This is a genomic window from Algoriphagus zhangzhouensis, assembly GCF_900148515.1.
Taxonomy (GTDB): Bacteria; Bacteroidota; Bacteroidia; order Cytophagales; family Cyclobacteriaceae; genus Algoriphagus; species Algoriphagus zhangzhouensis.
Genome location: NZ_FRXN01000001.1, coordinates 1,126,158 through 1,144,378, shown reverse-complemented (window position 1 = coordinate 1,144,378; position 18,221 = coordinate 1,126,158). Strand labels below are relative to the sequence as shown.

The window sequence follows — 18,221 nt, the reverse complement described above, 5'->3', positions numbered from 1 at the left end:
TTTTTATTTTTTCTTGGAAAACCTACCACCTTTTTTCTTTGGTTCCGGTTGATTCTCTATGATTTCAATTGTTTCTTCATAGGTTAATTTCTCAGCTTCCTTGTCTTTAGGGATTTTGAAATTATTCTTTCCAAACTTGATATAAGGTCCCCAACGTCCATTTAGGATTTGAATATCAGGATTCTCATCGAAGCTTTTGATATGCTTTTTGGCATCTGCTTCTCGCTTGTCTTTGATCAATTGGATTGCTTCTTCCTCAGTAATACTCAAAGGATCCATTTCCTTTTTCAAAGAAACAAAAGATCCATCATGCCTTACATAAGGACCGAATCTACCTATAGCAGCCACAATTTTTTTGTCTTCAAACATGCCCACATCTCTTGGAAGTTTGAAAAGCTCCAGAGCATCCTCTAGGCTGATGTTTTCGATGAATTGGCCCTTTTTAAGGGAAGCGTATTGTTTGTCTTCATCCTCACTGTCTCCGATCTGAACCAATGGTCCAAATCTTCCCAAACGAGCAGTCATCGGTTTACCTGACTCAGGATGATTTCCTAAGAATCTGCTCGTATTGATGTCTTGTCTGGAGACTTGCTCTGTTTCTTCGACACTGTGGTGGAAGTTGCCATAGAATGAATCAATCATATCCTGCCAAACTTGGCCTCCTGCAGCGATATCATCAAATTCCTTCTCCACCTTAGCAGTAAAGTTGAAGTCAATGACATTCGGGAAGTGCTCCACCAAGAAATCATTCACAACCATCGCCATGTTTGTAGGAAAAAGCTTTTGCTTTTCTGCTCCAGTGATCTCAGTTTTTGTTTCTGATTTATACTGGCCCTTTGCAATTTTCATTTCCTGATATTCACGAGGCTTTCCATCTCTGGATTCCTTGATGACATATTCTCTACGCTGGATGGTAGAAATAGTCGGAGCATAAGTGGATGGTCTACCGATACCCAATTCTTCCAGTTTCTTTACCAGAGAAGCTTCCGTATATCTTGGAGCTGGTCTGGTAAAGCTTTCTCGACCTTTCATTTCCAAAAGATCCAAGCCTTGACCAATCTCAAGAGGAGGTAGCAAGGATTTGTTGGTGCTATCTTCTTCATCCGGCTCCTCATCGGTACTTTCTAGATAAACCTTCAGGAATCCTTCGAATTTGATGATTTCACCATGTGCTGAAAGGGTCAAATCTGAGTTGGAAATGGCAATCGTGATGGTTGTCTTTTCTAGTTGAGCATCAGACATTTGAGATGCGATGGCTCTTTTCCAGATTAACTCATACAAACGTTGTTCATTCCGATCACCAGAAACCTGAGACTGAGAGAAATCAGTAGGCCTGATGGCTTCGTGAGCCTCTTGTGCGCCTTCGGATTTGGTGGTATATTTTCTGGATTGGTGGTATTGAGAACCGTACGAATCCTCAATCGCATTTTTGGCAGATTGCATCGCGTCTTCGGATAGATTGACACTATCAGTACGCATATAAGTGATCTTACCAGCTTCGTATAGTTTCTGAGCAACAGACATGGTCTGGGCCACTGAGAAGTATAATTTTCTACTCGCTTCCTGCTGAAGGGTTGAAGTTGTAAAAGGAGGAGCTGGAGACTTTTTAGCTGGCTTTTTCTCAAGGTTTCCAACTGAAAAATCAGCATCTAAACAACTCTTTAGGAAGCTTTCTGCTTCTTCTTTGGTTTCAAATTTCCTAGGAAGTTCTGCTTGGAAAGATTTTCCATCTGTTTCAAACTGAGCAGTGATTCTATAAGAAGACTTGGCGTTGTGCGCCTCGATTTCTCTTTCCCTATCTACAATCAGACGAACAGCTACGGATTGAACACGGCCAGCTGAAAGTCCGGTTTTGATTTTTTTCCAAAGAATTGGAGAAAGCTCGAAACCAACCAGACGATCGAGAATTCGTCGTGCTTGCTGCGCATTGACCAAATCAATGTCGATTCCACGGGGATTCTCTATTGCTTTAGTTATTGCGTTTTTTGTAATTTCACGAAAGACAATCCTACGGGTGTTTTCATCTTTCAGCTTGAGTACTTCTTTCAGGTGCCAAGAAATGGCTTCTCCTTCGCGGTCATCATCACTTGCTAGGTAGATAGTCTCGGCATCTTTGGCCAAGTTCTTCAAGTTTTTGATAACTTCTTTTTTATCAGGAGTTACTTCGTAGGTAGGTTTGAATCGGTTTTTTATATCGATCGCTTTATCACCTTTGGGAAGGTCTCGAACATGTCCATAGCTGGAGGCTACTTTGAAGTCCTTGCCCAAGTATCCCTCAATGGTTTTTGCTTTGGCAGGTGATTCGACGATTACAAGGTTTTTGGACATATAAGCTAAGATATAAAGTCTGAGCAGACTTGATTTGAAATGCTAAAAATAGAGGCCATACCAATTCCCTCCAAATATTAATCTTGAAGGAGGGGTTTAATTAGAATGGTTTTTGATTGAAATACATTGAATTGTTAATAGTATAAAGTCCCTAAAATGAAGAAGTTGATATTAATAAGGCATGGTGAAGCAGGTTTTTCAGATGGGACCGATTTTCAAAGGCAATTGACAAAATTTGGGATAGAAAAAGTCAATAGAGTAGGCAAAACCCTTCAAATTCAATACCCAGAGATTGATTTTATGTATTGTTCTCTAGCTCAAAGGACTCGGGAAACTGCAGAAATTTTGAGTTCACACGTTTTAATAAAAGCCTTTGACTTGCAAAAGTCCATCTATGAAGGTGATTTGGGTTCAATGATGGGATTAATTGAAAATATTCCAGAAATAGCCGAATCTTGTCTGATAGTAGGGCATAATCCTATCATCAGCTTGTTGCTTGCCACACTTACTTATAATTCATACCAAAATATGACCCCAGGTACTTTGGCCATTATCGAATTTGAATTTGATTCTTGGAAATTGATCAGCTCTGGTACCGGGATTTTGAGAGAAATCATCAGTTAGAATTTTTCAAATACAATAAAATCGTATTAATACGAAATATTCGTAGGTTTTCTGAAATTCATTTATTACATTAGTTTCCATGGAAGAGCTGAGCACCTACGAAGAGCAGATTATGCAGATCCTTTGGAAGAATGAAAGAGCTGTTGTTAGGGAAATTTTGGATGAATTACCTGATCCCAAACCACCTTATACAACCTTGGCTTCATCTGTAAAAATGCTAGAAAAGAAAGGCTATGTAGATCATAGGACTTATGGAAAGACCCATGATTATTATCCTGTAGTGACTCAAGAAGCTTATAGAAAAAGGAGTTTCAATCATTTGGTCAAGAATTTCTTTGACGATTCGGTAGAAAATGTTCTTTCCTTTTTGGTGACTGAAAAGAAAATTTCAGAAAAAGAAGTGGAAGATCTTCAGCGATTAATTGATGGGTTTGAAAAAAGAGTGAAGTGATGGAAAAGTTTATTTCATATTTTCTGGAATCTGGGATTTGTCTCTTGGTTGCATGGGGCTTTTATAAGTTGGTATTGGAAAGGCTGACCTTCTTCTCTTGGAACAGAGCATTCTTGATGGTTTCAATTTTGGTCTCTATTCTTTTTCCATTTCTAGATTTTAATTTTCTGCCTGCAGGCACACTGCCTTTAAACCCAATAAGAGTTTTAGAATCAAGTGATTTGATATCTCCAACAATTGACAATACAGGTAGAAAAATAAATTATCTCTCCACTGGGTTTTATGCCCTTTATGCTTCTGGGGTGTTGTGGATGATGGGTAAGCTTCTTTTGGGAATCTTTAAAACCATATTGATGATTCGTGATTCTGATAAAATCACATATAAAGGTTTCAAAGTTGCTTTGGACCATGATTTTAGACCTTCGAGCTTCTTCAATTATATATTGATGCCGGCAAATCCGACCAATTCGGAAAGTTTTGATCAGGTATTCAAGCATGAGTCCATGCATGTGCAGTTAGGTCATTCATTGGATGTCATTTTTATTCAGTTGGTAAAAAGCTTCCTATGGTTTAATCCATTGGTTTACCTATTTGAACAAAGCCTGAAAGAGGTTCATGAATACCAAGCTGATGCTGGTGTTATTTCTGAATATTCTTCTATTTCTTATTCGAGACTATTGGTGGAGTTTGCCAGCTCTAATCATCCCAATTGGCAATTAATTAGCAGTTTTAATCAATTTCAAACAAAAAATAGAATTTTAATGATGCACAAAAGTAAATCTGAAAAGAAGGACTTGAAAAGGTTTTTTGCTGGTCTTTTGGTCTTGTTCTCAGTAGGCTTAATGGTTTCTTGTTCTTCTGGAGTCGAAAGAGGTGATCTTGTAGGGACTTGGAAAGGTGACGATTTCCAATTTGTTCAGTCAGAAGGTCCTGATTTGGTGGCTATGATAGAAGGCGGGAGAGATCTTCATGAAAAAAGTGAATTGATCTTGAATGGGGATGGATCCTATAAAATCCAAGTCAATGGAGAAATCTTAAATGGAGAAGGAACATGGGATATCGAAGGTGGGGCTACTTTAATTACTGATGATGGAAATGAAGTGACCAGCTATGAAATCGTAAGTTTTTCCGATGATAAATTGGTTACTAAGCATCAGGTAGAATTTGAAACTCCAATGGGCAAATTGGCTGGTACTATTACACAATCTTATAAACGTTAAAAATTTTAATAAAATCTACGAAAAAACCGTAATACTATGAAAATGACTCAGATAAAACGAACTAGTATGTGCTTGTTCCTAGCTTTAGGAATACTTTTCATTTCTTCATTCGCATTTAAGGCGGAAATCGTTGGAGAATGGAAAGGAACAGAATTCAAATTTGATCAAACAAAAGGGGAGAAAATGCCGGCTTTGGAAGAGGGAGGGAAGGTGATGCATTTGAATTCGATACTGAAAATCAATACAAATAATACCTATCAAATTCTCAATTCGGATGGCAGCATAAATGGAAAGGGAATTTGGAAGGAAAAAGGGCAGCAATTAGTAGCGACCGATGAAAAAGGAAATGTGGTGAATTATGAAATTGAAAAGCTTTCGGAGAATACCTTGATTACCTCTCATTTGGTGGAAATGCAAACACCCAAAGGAATTGTAGCGGGTAAGATCACATTGACGTATAGTCGCTAAAGATTGACCGAAAGGCGATTTTTCTATAGGGTTAATTAAAAAGCCGCAAAATTCGTGTTTTGCGGCTTTTTCTATTTTTCGATTTGAGATATTAATCCATCATGTTCCCGAAGAAAATTGCATTAAAGAACAATTTATTTGTCCCGAACCAAGCACCACGGAAATTAGGGCTATCAAAGAAATTAATGACTCTTCCTCTTCCAGATGGGGAGATGATCACACTTGCACTTTGTTTCAACTTTTCAAGGTTTTGATCATTAATATATCCTCCCAAATGTGGGTTTTCTGTATACCGAATTGGAGTTAGATACTTGTTTTTACTTGGAGCCATAAATAGGCTCGAATTTCTATAAACAGGCATGGTTTCTCTATGGTAGCCGTAGGCGATTGGATGAGTCAAATCCAATTTGGCCATGTAAATACTTCCACCAACTTCCTTAGCCCCCTCATAATCTCTTCTAACTTCAAAAGGCAATTCAGATGGCTCAGGAGCCTCTTCGAATTCCAATTCCGATTCTTTCGTGATGCCGATTCTGTTGAGCCAAAGGATATTGGATTTCATAGATATCACTGTTCCTCCTCTATTAACCCAGTCTTTCAAATGGTTGGTAAAACTTTCGGATTGTGAAGAATAATTGCCTGTAGGTAAAATAAGCGTGCTGTAATCAAACAGGTTTACTCTTCCAAGCATATCAGAATTGATTTTGGTGATAGGCATTCCGATTTGCATATCCATCAGGTGCCAGATTTCTCCAGCCTCGTAGGAATTTACACCAGGTCCAACGACCATCAAAATCTTAGGCTGCTTCACTTCTCCGACCAGGTTTGATCCTAAATCAATCCCTGAAACATTCACCCCTGTTTGGACAGCAAATACTTTTTGATGGGTCTTGCTGGCAATCTCTTTCAATTTATCTTGAACCTCCTGATTACTCATTTTCTGAAAACCTAGAGGAACCATTAATGTACCTGCTCCGAATTCTGTTTCTCCATCCTGCGTGCTAGCTGTGAACGGTCTATTAACCACTTCCACGTGAATGCCTGCTTTTTGCATTTCAAAAAGCATTTTCGGTGCGTAGTAATCCGACCAGTCGATCAAATAGGCATAAGCTTTTTCTGTCGGGAATTCAAAGCTTGGAAGTGTGGTTTCAGTGACTTCATCACCCAATTTTGCGGAACCCGATGCAGCAAAAGGCATCCCAAATGCACCTGCCATTGTCCAGGCTGAGGCGTCATAAAACACTGAATCCGCAAATTCCTTTTCGTATTCAAACATGGTTCTGACCATTCGATATTGAGCTTGATTGGTCGGAACAATCCAAGATTTTCCTTTTTTGAAAGAGACTCCACCAGCCTGAATGTCTGAAGAGTTTTCATACACCTTGATTTGATGGTCTTTGAGGAATTTTACAAAAAGCTTACTTCTACTTTCATCAAATTCATCTCCAAATACATAGCCCTTGGCAGGGTCTTTTGATCCTTCTGAAACAGCAGATTCAAAGAATTCCCGAAGGAAATCATGCATGTATTCACGATTGTCCATAGAAGCTTCCATGGTCGCCAAAGAATTGACTACGTGGTTTCTGATCGTAAAGGCAAAGGTGATTTCACCCCTTTGGCTATCCTGAACATGGCCTCTGGAACTGGCCGTTTCGAATACCAATCCCAATCCTCCATGAATATCAGGATAAGTTGACCCATATCCCGGATAGCTATTGTCAAAGACTTCCTTGGTCCAATACAGGCTTTGAATTTCATCCATGTATTTGGAGAAATACTTGGCAAATCTCGGGTTGATATCATCGTAGTTCTTTCTCGGCACAACTGGATTTTCCGAACCATAAGGCTTGGTTGGTTCAAAGAAATAGGTGCTGTTTGTTCCCATTTCATGGAAATCCGTAGTCACATTTGGATACCATTGATGATACCATTCAATCTTCGCTTGGGATTCTGGATGTGCCAAAGGCAACCAATCCCTGTTCAGATCAAACCAATAATGGTTGGTTCTACCTCCTGGCCAGGCCTCATTATGCTCTCTGTCCAATGGATCAGCTACAGGAGGGAATCCTTTATTGGAATCTGCCCAAAGGCTATGTCTATCCCTTCCATCAGGATTTACTGTTGGGTCAAAATGAACAACAGCTCCCTCTCGAACTCTTTTTGCCAAATCCGATTGAGAAGCTAGCAACCAATAGGCACTCAACATAGCAGCTTCTGCTGAAGAAGGTTCGTTTCCATGAACTCCATATCCTAAATGGATAATTACTGGCATGGTACTCACATCAGGTTTTTGTTGACTGGGATCAGCTAACTGAAGCTGTTTGAGACGAATCTCTTCCAGATTGGCCATGTTTTTAGATGAAGCAATGGTCAAAATGATTTTTGGTCGATGCTCATGGGTATAGCCAATTGTTTTCAAAGAAGCCTGATCGCTAACTGCATCTAGCTTTTCAAAATATTTGACAATAAGATCATATCGGGTATGCCATTCTCCAATTGGGTAACCCAGAAATTCCTCAGGTGAAGGGATTTGTGGGTCAAAACTATCTCCGGGAAAGAAATAGTCCGTCTGGGAAAAAGTGGAATGAAAGCTTAAGATGAATAGAATTAATCCTGTATAAATTTTCTTCATAGGGTGGTTGATTTTTTATGAAAATAGAAAAGGCTTAGGTGATTTCTAGGAAAAATACATCAATGGCTTTTCGATTCACATCATTTTTCCAGTAATTTATTGCCTTTAGAATTCATTCCTAAAATAATCTATTGTTATGAACAAGCATTTTAAGACCCTGGCTTTTTTAGCTGCAGGAATCTGTATCAGTACCCTTGCAACAGCTCAAGAAAAGACTCCACCTCCAATGCCTCCTCAGGCTACAGAATTTTACACACCTGTTCCTCCAAAGATCACTCCTGGAGCACAAAACAACCTTCCACCTTCAGACGCAATTGTTCTTTTTGACGGAACATCCTTAAATAATTTTGTTTCTGCCAAAGATGGTTCAAGTCCTGCAGGATGGAAGATTGAAGATGGTGCCTTGGTAGTAACTGCAGGACAAGGTGATATCCAATCCAAATTGCCATTTGGCGATGCTCAGTACCATTTGGAGTGGACGGCTCCAACAGAGATCAAAGGTGAAGGTCAAGGAAGAGGTAACTCTGGCTTCTTTCTGATGGGTATGTATGAAGTTCAGGTTTTGGACTCTTACGAAAGTAAAACCTATACAAATGGACAAGCTGGTTCAATCTACAAGCAGTTTCCTCCTTTGGTGAATCCGTTGAGAGCTCCAGGTGAGTGGAATTACTATGATATCATCTTCAAAGCTCCTCGATTTGATAAAAACGGTGTTTTGACTTCACCAGCAACTGTTACAGTTTTAATCAATGGCGTATTGGTTCAGAATCACGTGATCTTGAAAGGTCCAACTGAGTATATCGGTATTCCGAATTACAAAGCTCATGCTGAAGTCTTGCCTATCAAATTACAAGACCATGGCAACCCGGTGAAATTCAGAAATATCTGGGTAAGACCGCTTTAATCAGTTTGCAGTGGTCAGTAAACAGTCATCTGTATACTGATCACTGATTTCTGTTTACTTTTTTCAACCAATAATCTATCCCCTTATGTCCTCAAGAAGACGATTTATTCAAAATACAATGTTGCTGGGAGCTGGCCTAAGTATGCCAAGCATTTTGACAGCAGCTGACTTCGGTACTTTTACCCGAAAAATAAAACCCTCAGACCAGATCAATTATGGCCTTATTGGTTGTAAAGGAATGGGCTGGTCCAATATGAATGCGCACCTGAAGATTCCAAATGTGAATTGTGTGGCTTTGGCAGATATTGATCAATCAGTTTTGGATCAAAGAACAGAGGATGTTTATAAAATTCGAGGTACTCGTCCGAAGCAGTACAAGGATTATCGTAAGCTTCTCGAGGATAAAGATATCGATGTAGTGATCATCGGAACGCCGGATCATTGGCATTGCTTGACGATGGTTGATGCTGTTTCTGCAGGAAAGAATGTCTATGTAGAAAAGCCGATTGCAAATACCATTGAAGAGTGCCAAATAATGGTGAAAGCTCAGGAGCGCTATGGAAAAGTGGTTCAGGTAGGCCAGTGGCAGAGATCAGGCTCTCAGTATGATGAGGCGATCAAATATGTCAAGTCTGGAAAACTAGGACAGATCCGCTTGGTGAAATGCTGGGCTTATCAAGGCTGGATGAAGCCCGTTCCTGTATTGCCAGATGGTCCACCTCCAGCTGGAGTAGATTACGATATGTGGTTGGGACCAGCTCCAAAAAGACCATTTAACCCGAATAGATTTCACTTCAATTTCAGATGGTTTTGGGATTATGCAGGTGGCTTGATGACTGACTGGGGTGTACACGAAATAGATATTGCCCTTTATGCAATGGGTGTAAGCGCACCGAAGTCTGTGATGGCTTCTGGTGGCAAGTTCGCTTATCCTGATGATGCATCAGAGACTCCGGATACGCTTCAGACTGTCTATGAATACGATGGATTCAATATGCTTTGGGAGCATGCTACTGGTATCGACGGTGGTAACTATGGCACCACTGAGGGGATTGCCTTTATCGGAAACAATGCAACTTTGGTAGTAAATAGAGGAGGATGGAAGGTGATTCCAGAAACTGAAAATGTGGATGGAGAAAGAAGAAATAAAGTTGAGGTGGTTCCTCATATCAGTCCAGAAGGAAATGCCTTGGATCATCACGCAAAGAACTTTGTAGATTCTGTCATGGCCAATGATCCGAGTATGTTGAATTGTGCGATTCAGACTGGCTCGGTAGCTGCGATCAATGCTCAGATGGGAAATATTGCTTATAAAACAGGAAAAAAGGTTTATTGGGATGCAACGAAGAATCAGTTCACAGATTCAGAAGCAAACGAATTGATGAGAGCGCATTATCACAATGGATGGCAAGTGCCGAAGGTTTGATAATTTGAAGTTTAAGATTTGAAATAACCCTCCAGAGAGATTTGGAGGGTTTTATTTTTTAATCTATCAAGAGATTGAAAAATGACGGATAGGAAGGCAAGAATTAAAAAGCATCAAAAAAAGAATTGAGTTTATCACCTCATAGAATCAAATAAAAATCAGATTGAAAAATTACCTTCCTTTTCCCCATGATTTTGATCTTCATGAAGTTACGAATGGGTGGGACTAAAATTTTTAATGTTGAAAAAGTAATTTCCGCAATAATCACCAATCCGATAATTGGTTTTAGTAAAAATCAATAATTGGTAATTCTTTTACCCAATCAGAATCGGGAATTAGAAGAATTAAACGGAAAATAACCCACGGCTATTACCATGGGATATTCCTTAACTAACCCGTTTTCTATTTTTAATATTTGGTGTCTGAATTAAAACTGACCTGAAGCTTGGTCAAATTGATCTATATCTTGAAAAGTGGGGCTCTGGGCCAGAATATTCCACATCAAAGCATCAAAATCATTGGTTTCATTTCCACCAGACCGAGTGTTGGTGATGATCGCCCAAGTATAGCCATTGTTTGCTCTTACCCATTCTGAGGTGGTTCCAGGAAGTGAACCCAAATGCCACCAATTGTTTGCATCATTTACTCCCCAGCCTGCTGCATAATAGCTTCGGACTGCCAGATTAGGCTCTGTCGTCATCACATTGATCGCTGAGCTACTTAGAATATCGGATTTTGAAGAATATCCATCCACTCTGACCATTAGCCTTAAAAGTTCTGCTGGGCTTGCGATCCAGCCTCCATGGGCATCCATTCTTTTGATTTGGTAAGCATAAGGATCTGGTCCACCGGATTGAGTTCCGTAGTATTTTGCTTCATTGGTCACCCGATCAGCTAAGGTATTTCCTCCGATTCTCATATTATCTATTCCCAATGGGCTGAGAATCTCATCAATGACATAGGATTCATAATTTTCTCCTGTAATTTTTTCGATGATCCTACCCAAAATGCAATAGCCAAAATTGGAATAAGCATAAGTGTTTCCAGGTGCTTCGGTCAATGGGTAGTTGTCTAATGTCCAAGTGATCAATTCTTCCACACTCATGGTGGGATTGGAAAACATGGGGTCAAATCCTGTGTTGGACCATGCTCCGACAGTATGGTTTAGCAAATGTCTCACAGTAACTGCTTCCAAATAAGCATTGTAGGAATTAGTACCAAATGTGGTCCCCAAAATTGCTCCTTCTCCAAAGACTTTATCATCCAAGTTTATGAGACCCTCGTCCAAAAGGTGCATAAATGCTATGCCTGTGATGGATTTGGAGACAGAGGCAATTCGGAAAAGAGTTTCTCGAGTTACTTTTTCACTAGCTTCTTTATCTGCGTAGCCATATCCCTTGACATAGACCAGTTTTTCATTTTTGGTGATGGCTAGAGAAAGACCAGGGATATCATATTTGGTCATAAACTCCTCCACTGCATTGTCTACAATGGCTATATCCACTTGGCTTTCAGAGGGAGTGACTGGTGTGGGATCATCCTCTCCACAGCCAGTTGAAAAGCTTAAGGTGATGACTAAAAGACTCAAATTGAAAAATTTGCTGATTTTCATAATGATTAGGATTAGTGTGTAGTAAATCATTATCAAGGTTTTTTAAAAAGGTAAACAGGTGCCTTCTGGTTTTTTAAATATTCCATTTCAAATACATGCTAAAGGCATAGCTTCAAATTAAGAAAGCCTTTTCTTTTTTAGAATGAAATTGCTTTATCTTTCTTACATGAATACCTCCAAACCTAGCTACATCCTGATCGCCCTCGTATTCCTTATTTCTTGTAAATCCACTGCACAGTGGGAAGGACAGGGGCCAATCCAAATCATTGAGACGACTGATAAACCAGTTACTATCCAAACCAAGCAAACATTTGATGCTGGAGAAGGCGTGTATTTCTCCAATGAACTGGAAGGAGCTCGCCTGAATGAAGTTCAGAGACTGAATGATACCTTGATTCAGGTGACGATTTTACCAGAAAACCAACCAATCAATCCAAGCCCTTGGTATGGATTCAAAATTTGGTCTGAGCAGCCTCAGGAGTTTTGGATTCAGTTCAGCTACGGTGGCATAGGCTTTCATCGCTATTTTCCAAAATCCAGTCTCGATGGGATTGACTTTGTGAATGTGGATTCAGCGGACTTTTTCCAACCCAAAACTGAAGAAAGAAGACCTGAAATGGGCTTTTTGAAAGTTAAAAGTTCCAAAGATACATTGTGGATTGCCGCTCAAGATAGAATCGGTACATCGCATGTGCAGCAGTGGAAAGAGGAACTGTTGAAAAAGGATTTCGTATCCAAAATAACTATTGGGAAAAGCAAGGAGGGAAGACCTCTGGAGGTTTTGAAAATAGGAGAAGCCGATGATCAAGAAATGCTAATGGTGATTTCCATGCAGCACCCACCAGAATTGACAGGTTTTTTGGCAATGGAAGCTTTTATTGAAGAACTGGTAAAGGATAGTCCAGAGGCCAAAAAGTTTAGAAAGAAATACAACCTCTATGTCATGCCTCAAATGAACCCTGATGGAGTGGCAAATGGTCATTGGAGACATAATGTAGGGGGAATTGACCTGAACAGGGATTGGGTGAATTTCAATCAACCAGAAACGAAGGCCCTTTCAGATTTTATGGAAAAGAAAGTTGCTGAGACTGGAGGTAAGTTTGTTTTTGCAGCAGATTTTCATTCTACTTGGGAAGATATCTTTTATACCAACAATGAAGAGTTGGAAGGGAATTTTCCTGGCCTGATTCCCAAAGTGATTAAAAGATCTTCCAAACGGATTCCTGGATATGTTCCCAATATCCGTCCCAATGAAGGAAATCAAAGAAGTGTGACTTCTAATTCCTATTTCTTTTTTGTTCATCAAGCCGAATCCATGACTTTCGAGGTAGGAGATAATACTCCTCGAGAAATCATCGCTATGAAAGGGCAGTTTTTGGCTGAAGAGTTGATGAAAATCCTCAACAAGAAAAATTGGAAATAGGGATTTGAAGCTTTTCGGATAATCGGTCCATGGGTTTAAAATTGAATTTTTATCTTAGGGTATTACTTTGATTTTTTGTCAATTAATACCTACCCCCAAAATAAACCATGCAGTATAGAACCTTAGGAAAAACGGGTTTGAAAGTCTCCATATTGGGTTTTGGAGCCTCCCCGATGGGAAATGTTTTTGATCCGGTGGATGAATCTGAAGCTATTTCAACAGTACATTATGCATTGGATCATGGAGTGAATTTTTTCGATGTTTCACCCTTTTACGGATTGACCTTGGCAGAGGAGCGATTGGGAAAGGCGCTCAAAGGGAAAAGGGACCAAGTAGTTTTGGCAAGCAAGTGCGGTCGTTACGATTTGACAGATTTTGACTTTTCCAGAAAAAAAATCTTACAAAGTATTGATGAAAGTCTTCAAAGGCTTCAAACGGACCATTTGGACTTGTTTCAATTGCATGATATTGAGTTTGTAGACAAGCAAATAATTTTGGAGGAAGCTGTTCCTGCTATGCAAGAAGTGATTCAGTCAGGTAAAGCTAGATTCTGGGGAATCACGGGATTGCCCGTTCGCTATTTGGCTCAGATAACCCGAGAAACCAATCCCGATACGGTTTTGTCCTGGGCACATTACAATTTGTTGGAAAATGAAATCAATGATGAGCTGGTTCCTTTGTCTGAAGAAATGGGATTTGGCTTGATGAATGCAGCCCCATTGATGCAGCGAATTCTTTCTGATGCCAAATTGCCAGAATGGCATCGATCTCCTCAGGAGGTGAAGGGCCTTCAAATGCCTTTGTTGGAATTGTGTAGATCATATGGAAAAGAATTGAGTGATGTGGCTTTGCACTATGCCATGCAGCATCCAAAAATAGCGACCACCATTGTAGGGATGTGTGAGTTGGATATTGTGAAGAAAAATGTAGCGGTTTTGGGGCAGGATTTCCCAGAGGAATTGATTCAAAAAATTGAAGATTTAACAGGGCCTTTTAAAAACCGAATGTGGTTCGAAGGAAAAGAAGAAAATAATATTTAGAAGTCTAAAGGTAGAATTGGGAAGTCTATCGATAAAGATTGATTTTAATTGAAACAAAGAAAATATGAAGGCATTGTTTTTAACTGAAGTTGGTAAAACTGAGGTTCGAGAAATCGAAAAACCTTCTCCTGAAGCTGGAGAAGTACTTTTGGAAGTGAATATGGTAGGATTTTGTGGAGGTGACTTGAATGGATTCAAAGGACTTTTTCCCTTGCAGGAATATCCAAATATTTTGGGACATGAAGTCGGAGCACAGATTGTTGAATTAGGTGTTGGAGTTCCTGATTCTGTGATAATAGGTTCCAAAGTAACTCTTTATCCCTATCAGAACTGTGGTACCTGCGTTGCTTGTCGAAAAGGAAGACCTCATGCCTGCAAGACCAATAAAACTATGGGAGTTAGAAGACCAGGAGCAATGACCCGCTATGTGACAGCACCTTGGCAGGATGTCTTTGTCTCTGAAAATTTGAGTTATAAAGAGCTCGCTTTGGTTGAACCCTTGACGGTTGGATTTCATGCTGCTTCCCGAGGGAGAGTAAGTTCTGAGGATACGGTTGCCGTAATCGGATGTGGGATTGTAGGACTGGGAGCCGTGGCTTCATCGGTCAATCGTGGTGCAAAAGTGATTGCTGTGGATTTGGATGATTCGAAATTGGAAATAGCCAAAAAAATAGGAGTGGCTCATACAATCAATCCATCTAAAGAGGACTTGCATGAAAAGCTTCAGGAATATACAAAGTCGGATGGTCCTGATGTGATCATTGAAGCAGTGGGAAGTCCTGTTACCTACCGAAATGCAGTGGACGAAGTGGCATTCTTAGGTAGAGTGGTTTGTATCGGATATGCAAAATCTGAAGTGGCTTTTAATACTTCACTTTTTGTCCAGAAAGAAATAGAAATCCTAGGATCCAGAAACTGCGTTGGCAGGACAGATTTTCCAGAGGTGATTGATTATTTGGAGAAAGGTAAATTTCCTGTGGAGGATGTAGTGAGCAAAATCATTACGATCGACAAAGGACCTGAAACCATGGATGCTTGGGCGAAAGACGCTCAGGGAATTATTAAAATAATGTTAGACCTTCAATAAAAATGATTTTTTCATCTACAACAATAGCCCTAGTACCAGAAATTAAGAAAGGCCCATGGATTTATTGGGAAGATTTAGAATTAGGAATCTGCAAGTCCGCTAATTTGGGATTTGATGGAATAGAGTTATTTACTCCATCTGCAGATGCCTTGGATCCAGATTTTTTGAAAGAGAAATTGGATCTTCATCAATTGAAGCTGTCGGCTGTGGGAACTGGAGCAGGCAAAGTTATTCATGGATTGACTTTAACGGATCCTGATCCTGAAATTCGAAAGAAAGCGATTGCCTTCATTTCAGAGATGATTTCATTCGGAGCAAAATTCGGTGCACCAGCAATTATCGGTTCCATGCAAGGAAATGTAATGCCAAATGGAAACCGAGAAGAGACATTAGGTTGGTTGAAGGAAGGTTTGGAGGAATTGGGAGAGGTGGCAAAATCCAAAGGAGTGTTTTTGATTTATGAACCACTCAATCGCTACGAAAGTAATCTCTTAAATACTTTGGAGGCTGGCTCAGAGTTTTTAGAAACTTTGAATACCAAAAACGTGAAGCTTTTGGCAGATTTATTTCATATGAACATCGAAGAAGTTGATTTGCCAAAAAGTATTCTGGCGAATGGAAAGCATATTGGGCATGTTCATTTGGCAGATAGCCATCGTGGGCCTATGGGAAGTGGACATACTGACTTTGGTCCTATTGCTGAGGCTTTAAAATCGATTGACTATTCTGGTTTTGTGTCAGCAGAAGCGTTTCCTTGGCCAAATTCTGATGCCGCAGCTAATCAAACAATTCAAACTTTCAATACCTATTTCAAATAAACGATGAAGCGATTTTGTCTTGCATTGGACCTTATAGATGATCCAGAATCAATAAAAGAATACGAAGGATATCATGCTGCTGGAGCGGCTTGGCCTGAAGTAACCCAGCATGATATTGATTGTGGGATTTTGAATATTGAGATTTTCCGGACTGGCAATCGGATGTTTATGATTTTGGAAACGGGAGATGATTTTACCTTTGAAGAAAAAGCAAAAATGGACGCTTCCAACCCGATAATTGCGAAATGGGAAGAGCTGATGTGGAAGTTTCAACAGCCGCTTCCTTGGGCAAAACCTGGACAAAAATGGGTTTTGATGGATAGGATTTTTAAGTCAGGATTATAGTCCACCTGAATCTAAAATTTTCGGTTTGAGTTTGATTCCTAAATTTCGTTTTATCTAAAATTTTAAGAATAGATTATATTTTTTTTATTTTCAATCCTTCAAAAGATTGAAATATGTATACGCGTAAAATTTTTCCGGTCAAAGACATGGCCATGTGGACTCGCTATGAAACGATCACCTTTTTCATAGTATCTGTATTGGAAGTTGGTCTATTTGTCTTTAGTGATCATTTGATTCAATTCCCTTTTACTCCTGTCGCTTTGATCGGTACAGCCGTAGCATTTATTATCGGATTTCAGAGTAATTCTGCTTATGGTAGAATTTGGGAAGCCAGACAAATCTGGGGAGGAATGGTCAATACTTCCAGAACTTTTGGGATCATGACGATGGACTTTATCAATAATGATCATGCTAGAGTCCCTATGACAGAGGAGGAACTTTACGAAACCAAAAAAACAGTAATTCACAGACACGTCGCTTGGTTGACTGCCATGAGGTATGCCATGCGTGAACCTAGAGTTTGGGAATATGTGATGAATGAACACACGAATAAAGAATGGTCTCAAATGATCTATGTCCCTGAGAAACATGAAAAATTTGAGGAGGTGATTTCGAGGTATTTATCTCAAGAGGAAATTGACTATATCGGTACCAAAACCAATAAACAAACTGCTATTTTATATTTGCAATCCAATCATTTGAGACGCTTGAAAGAAAAAGGATTCATTTGGGAGTTTTCATTTTTGGAAATGGAAAATGTAATAAAAGAGCTTTTGACACATCAAGGAAAATCAGAGCGAATCAAAAACTTTCCTTATCCGAGACAGTTTGCTTCTTTACTACATTATTTTACTTGGATATTCTTGGCTATTTTGCCTTTGGCTATGGCCTCTCAGTTTGGGGAAATAGCAGTGAAGTTCAATGAAAAGATGGATGGTGATTTCAATTGGATTGTATGGTTTGCAGTTCCTTTTTCAATGGTAGTGATGTGGGTATTCCATACAATGAATCGAATCGGAAGAGTAGGAGAGAACCCATTTGAAGGATCGGCCAATGATGTCCCGATTTCTGCCATTGCAAGAGGGATAGAAATTGATTTGAGACAGAATTTAGGTGAGACTGCTGATGCAATTCCTAAGCCATTTGAAGTCAGAAGTGATACACAGATGTAACGCATTATTTACTTAACTATATAAAAAATGGATTTAGAGAAAATCTTTAAAAACAACGAAAAGTGGATTGAAGATAAGACCCAAAGTGATCCGGCTTATTTTGAAAATTTGAATAAAGGCCAAAAGCCTGAAGTTCTTTATATCGGTTGCTCTGATTCAAGAGTAACTGCGGAGGATTTGATGGGTATGCAGCCTGGAGAATTGTTCGTTCATAGGAATGTGGCTAATGTGGTCAACGCCATTGATTTGAATGCTCAGAGTGTGATCAATTATGCAGTGACTCACCTCGAAGTGAATCATGTGGTAGTTTGTGGTCATTATTCCTGTGGAGGCGTAAAAGCAGCCATGGAAGCCAAAGATCTTGGAATTTTAAACCCATGGTTAAGAAATATCCGAGATGTATATCGGGCACACAAGGAAGAGTTGAATGGGATTGAAGACGAGCAAAAGCGCTATGATAGATTGGTAGAGCTGAACGTGAAAGAACAAGCGATCAACGTGGTGAAGATGGCTGGAGTGCAAAAGGCCATGAGAAAAAGAGGAATGAAAATCCACGGATGGGTTTTCGATATCAAAACAGGAAAATTGATTGATTTGAAATTTGATTTCCAGAAAGTATTAGAGGAAATCATGGAAATCTACAAGCTCGAAGATTAATTTAGTTATCTATA

General features: G+C 39.6%; 16 protein-coding genes. 13 read left to right on the top strand and 3 right to left on the bottom strand.

The window, feature by feature from the left end; all coding sequences use genetic code 11:
• Positions 1 to 3: 3 nt before the first annotated feature.
• Positions 4 to 2,328: a type I DNA topoisomerase gene (topA, locus tag BUF13_RS04835; protein ID WP_073570584.1), complete on the bottom strand. Its 2,325-nt coding sequence runs from the start codon at positions 2,326 to 2,328 to the stop codon at positions 4 to 6.
• Between the two features lie 156 nt (positions 2,329 to 2,484).
• Here topA and BUF13_RS04830 point away from each other — a divergent pair, with 156 nt between their 5' ends.
• From BUF13_RS04830 to BUF13_RS04815, 4 genes are all read left to right on the top strand, one after another.
• On the top strand, positions 2,485 to 2,952 hold the full coding sequence (locus tag BUF13_RS04830) for a SixA phosphatase family protein (protein ID WP_073570583.1): 468 nt from the start codon (positions 2,485 to 2,487) through the stop codon (positions 2,950 to 2,952).
• Positions 2,953 to 3,031: 79 nt separating this feature from the next.
• Positions 3,032 to 3,403: a BlaI/MecI/CopY family transcriptional regulator gene (locus BUF13_RS04825; RefSeq protein ID WP_073570582.1), complete on the top strand. Its 372-nt coding sequence runs from the start codon at positions 3,032 to 3,034 to the stop codon at positions 3,401 to 3,403.
• A complete protein-coding gene (locus BUF13_RS04820; protein ID WP_073570581.1) occupies positions 3,403 to 4,623 on the top strand; it encodes a M56 family metallopeptidase in 1,221 nt (406 codons plus the stop codon). The genes BUF13_RS04825 and BUF13_RS04820 overlap by 1 nt, the downstream gene beginning before the upstream one ends.
• 36 nt (positions 4,624 to 4,659) lie before the next feature.
• Positions 4,660 to 5,091 (top strand): lipocalin-like domain-containing protein, encoded by a 432-nt coding sequence (locus BUF13_RS04815; RefSeq protein WP_073570580.1) that lies wholly within the window; start codon positions 4,660 to 4,662, stop codon positions 5,089 to 5,091.
• A gap of 91 nt (positions 5,092 to 5,182) precedes the next feature.
• On the opposite strand, the gene BUF13_RS04810 is transcribed toward BUF13_RS04815, so the two are convergent.
• A complete protein-coding gene (locus BUF13_RS04810) occupies positions 5,183 to 7,723 on the bottom strand; it encodes a M14 family zinc carboxypeptidase (protein ID WP_073570579.1) in 2,541 nt (846 codons plus the stop codon).
• Between the two features lie 136 nt (positions 7,724 to 7,859).
• Here BUF13_RS04810 and BUF13_RS04805 point away from each other — a divergent pair, with 136 nt between their 5' ends.
• Entirely contained in the window at positions 7,860 to 8,627 is a 768-nt protein-coding gene (locus tag BUF13_RS04805) for a 3-keto-disaccharide hydrolase (RefSeq protein ID WP_073570578.1), read from the top strand.
• An 85-nt stretch (positions 8,628 to 8,712) separates the two neighbouring features.
• The gene (locus BUF13_RS04800; protein WP_073570577.1) at positions 8,713 to 10,053 is read left to right on the top strand and encodes a Gfo/Idh/MocA family protein; all 1,341 of its coding nucleotides are present in this window, start codon (positions 8,713 to 8,715) and stop codon (positions 10,051 to 10,053) included.
• Between the two features lie 427 nt (positions 10,054 to 10,480).
• On the opposite strand, the gene BUF13_RS04795 is transcribed toward BUF13_RS04800, so the two are convergent.
• Complete coding sequence (locus BUF13_RS04795; protein ID WP_073570576.1) at positions 10,481 to 11,665, bottom strand: serine hydrolase domain-containing protein; 1,185 nt, start codon at positions 11,663 to 11,665, stop codon at positions 10,481 to 10,483.
• A gap of 142 nt (positions 11,666 to 11,807) precedes the next feature.
• Here BUF13_RS04795 and BUF13_RS04790 point away from each other — a divergent pair, with 142 nt between their 5' ends.
• The 7 genes from BUF13_RS04790 to BUF13_RS04760 all read left to right on the top strand — a co-directional run bounded on the left by BUF13_RS04790 (position 11,808) and on the right by BUF13_RS04760 (position 18,207).
• On the top strand, positions 11,808 to 13,088 hold the full coding sequence (locus BUF13_RS04790; protein WP_083586372.1) for a M14 family metallopeptidase: 1,281 nt from the start codon (positions 11,808 to 11,810) through the stop codon (positions 13,086 to 13,088).
• Between the two features lie 107 nt (positions 13,089 to 13,195).
• A complete protein-coding gene (locus BUF13_RS04785) occupies positions 13,196 to 14,128 on the top strand; it encodes an aldo/keto reductase (RefSeq protein WP_073570575.1) in 933 nt (310 codons plus the stop codon).
• Between the two features lie 64 nt (positions 14,129 to 14,192).
• A complete protein-coding gene (locus BUF13_RS04780) occupies positions 14,193 to 15,215 on the top strand; it encodes a zinc-binding alcohol dehydrogenase family protein (protein WP_073570574.1) in 1,023 nt (340 codons plus the stop codon).
• A gap of 2 nt (positions 15,216 to 15,217) precedes the next feature.
• The gene (locus BUF13_RS04775; RefSeq protein WP_073570573.1) at positions 15,218 to 16,033 is read left to right on the top strand and encodes a sugar phosphate isomerase/epimerase family protein; all 816 of its coding nucleotides are present in this window, start codon (positions 15,218 to 15,220) and stop codon (positions 16,031 to 16,033) included.
• A gap of 3 nt (positions 16,034 to 16,036) precedes the next feature.
• The gene (locus tag BUF13_RS04770; protein WP_073570572.1) at positions 16,037 to 16,378 is read left to right on the top strand and encodes an L-rhamnose mutarotase; all 342 of its coding nucleotides are present in this window, start codon (positions 16,037 to 16,039) and stop codon (positions 16,376 to 16,378) included.
• A 113-nt stretch (positions 16,379 to 16,491) separates the two neighbouring features.
• The gene (locus tag BUF13_RS04765) at positions 16,492 to 17,550 is read left to right on the top strand and encodes a bestrophin family protein (RefSeq protein WP_073570571.1); all 1,059 of its coding nucleotides are present in this window, start codon (positions 16,492 to 16,494) and stop codon (positions 17,548 to 17,550) included.
• 27 nt (positions 17,551 to 17,577) lie between these two features.
• A complete protein-coding gene (locus BUF13_RS04760) occupies positions 17,578 to 18,207 on the top strand; it encodes a carbonic anhydrase (protein WP_073570570.1) in 630 nt (209 codons plus the stop codon).
• The last annotated feature ends 14 nt before the right edge of the window (positions 18,208 to 18,221 follow it).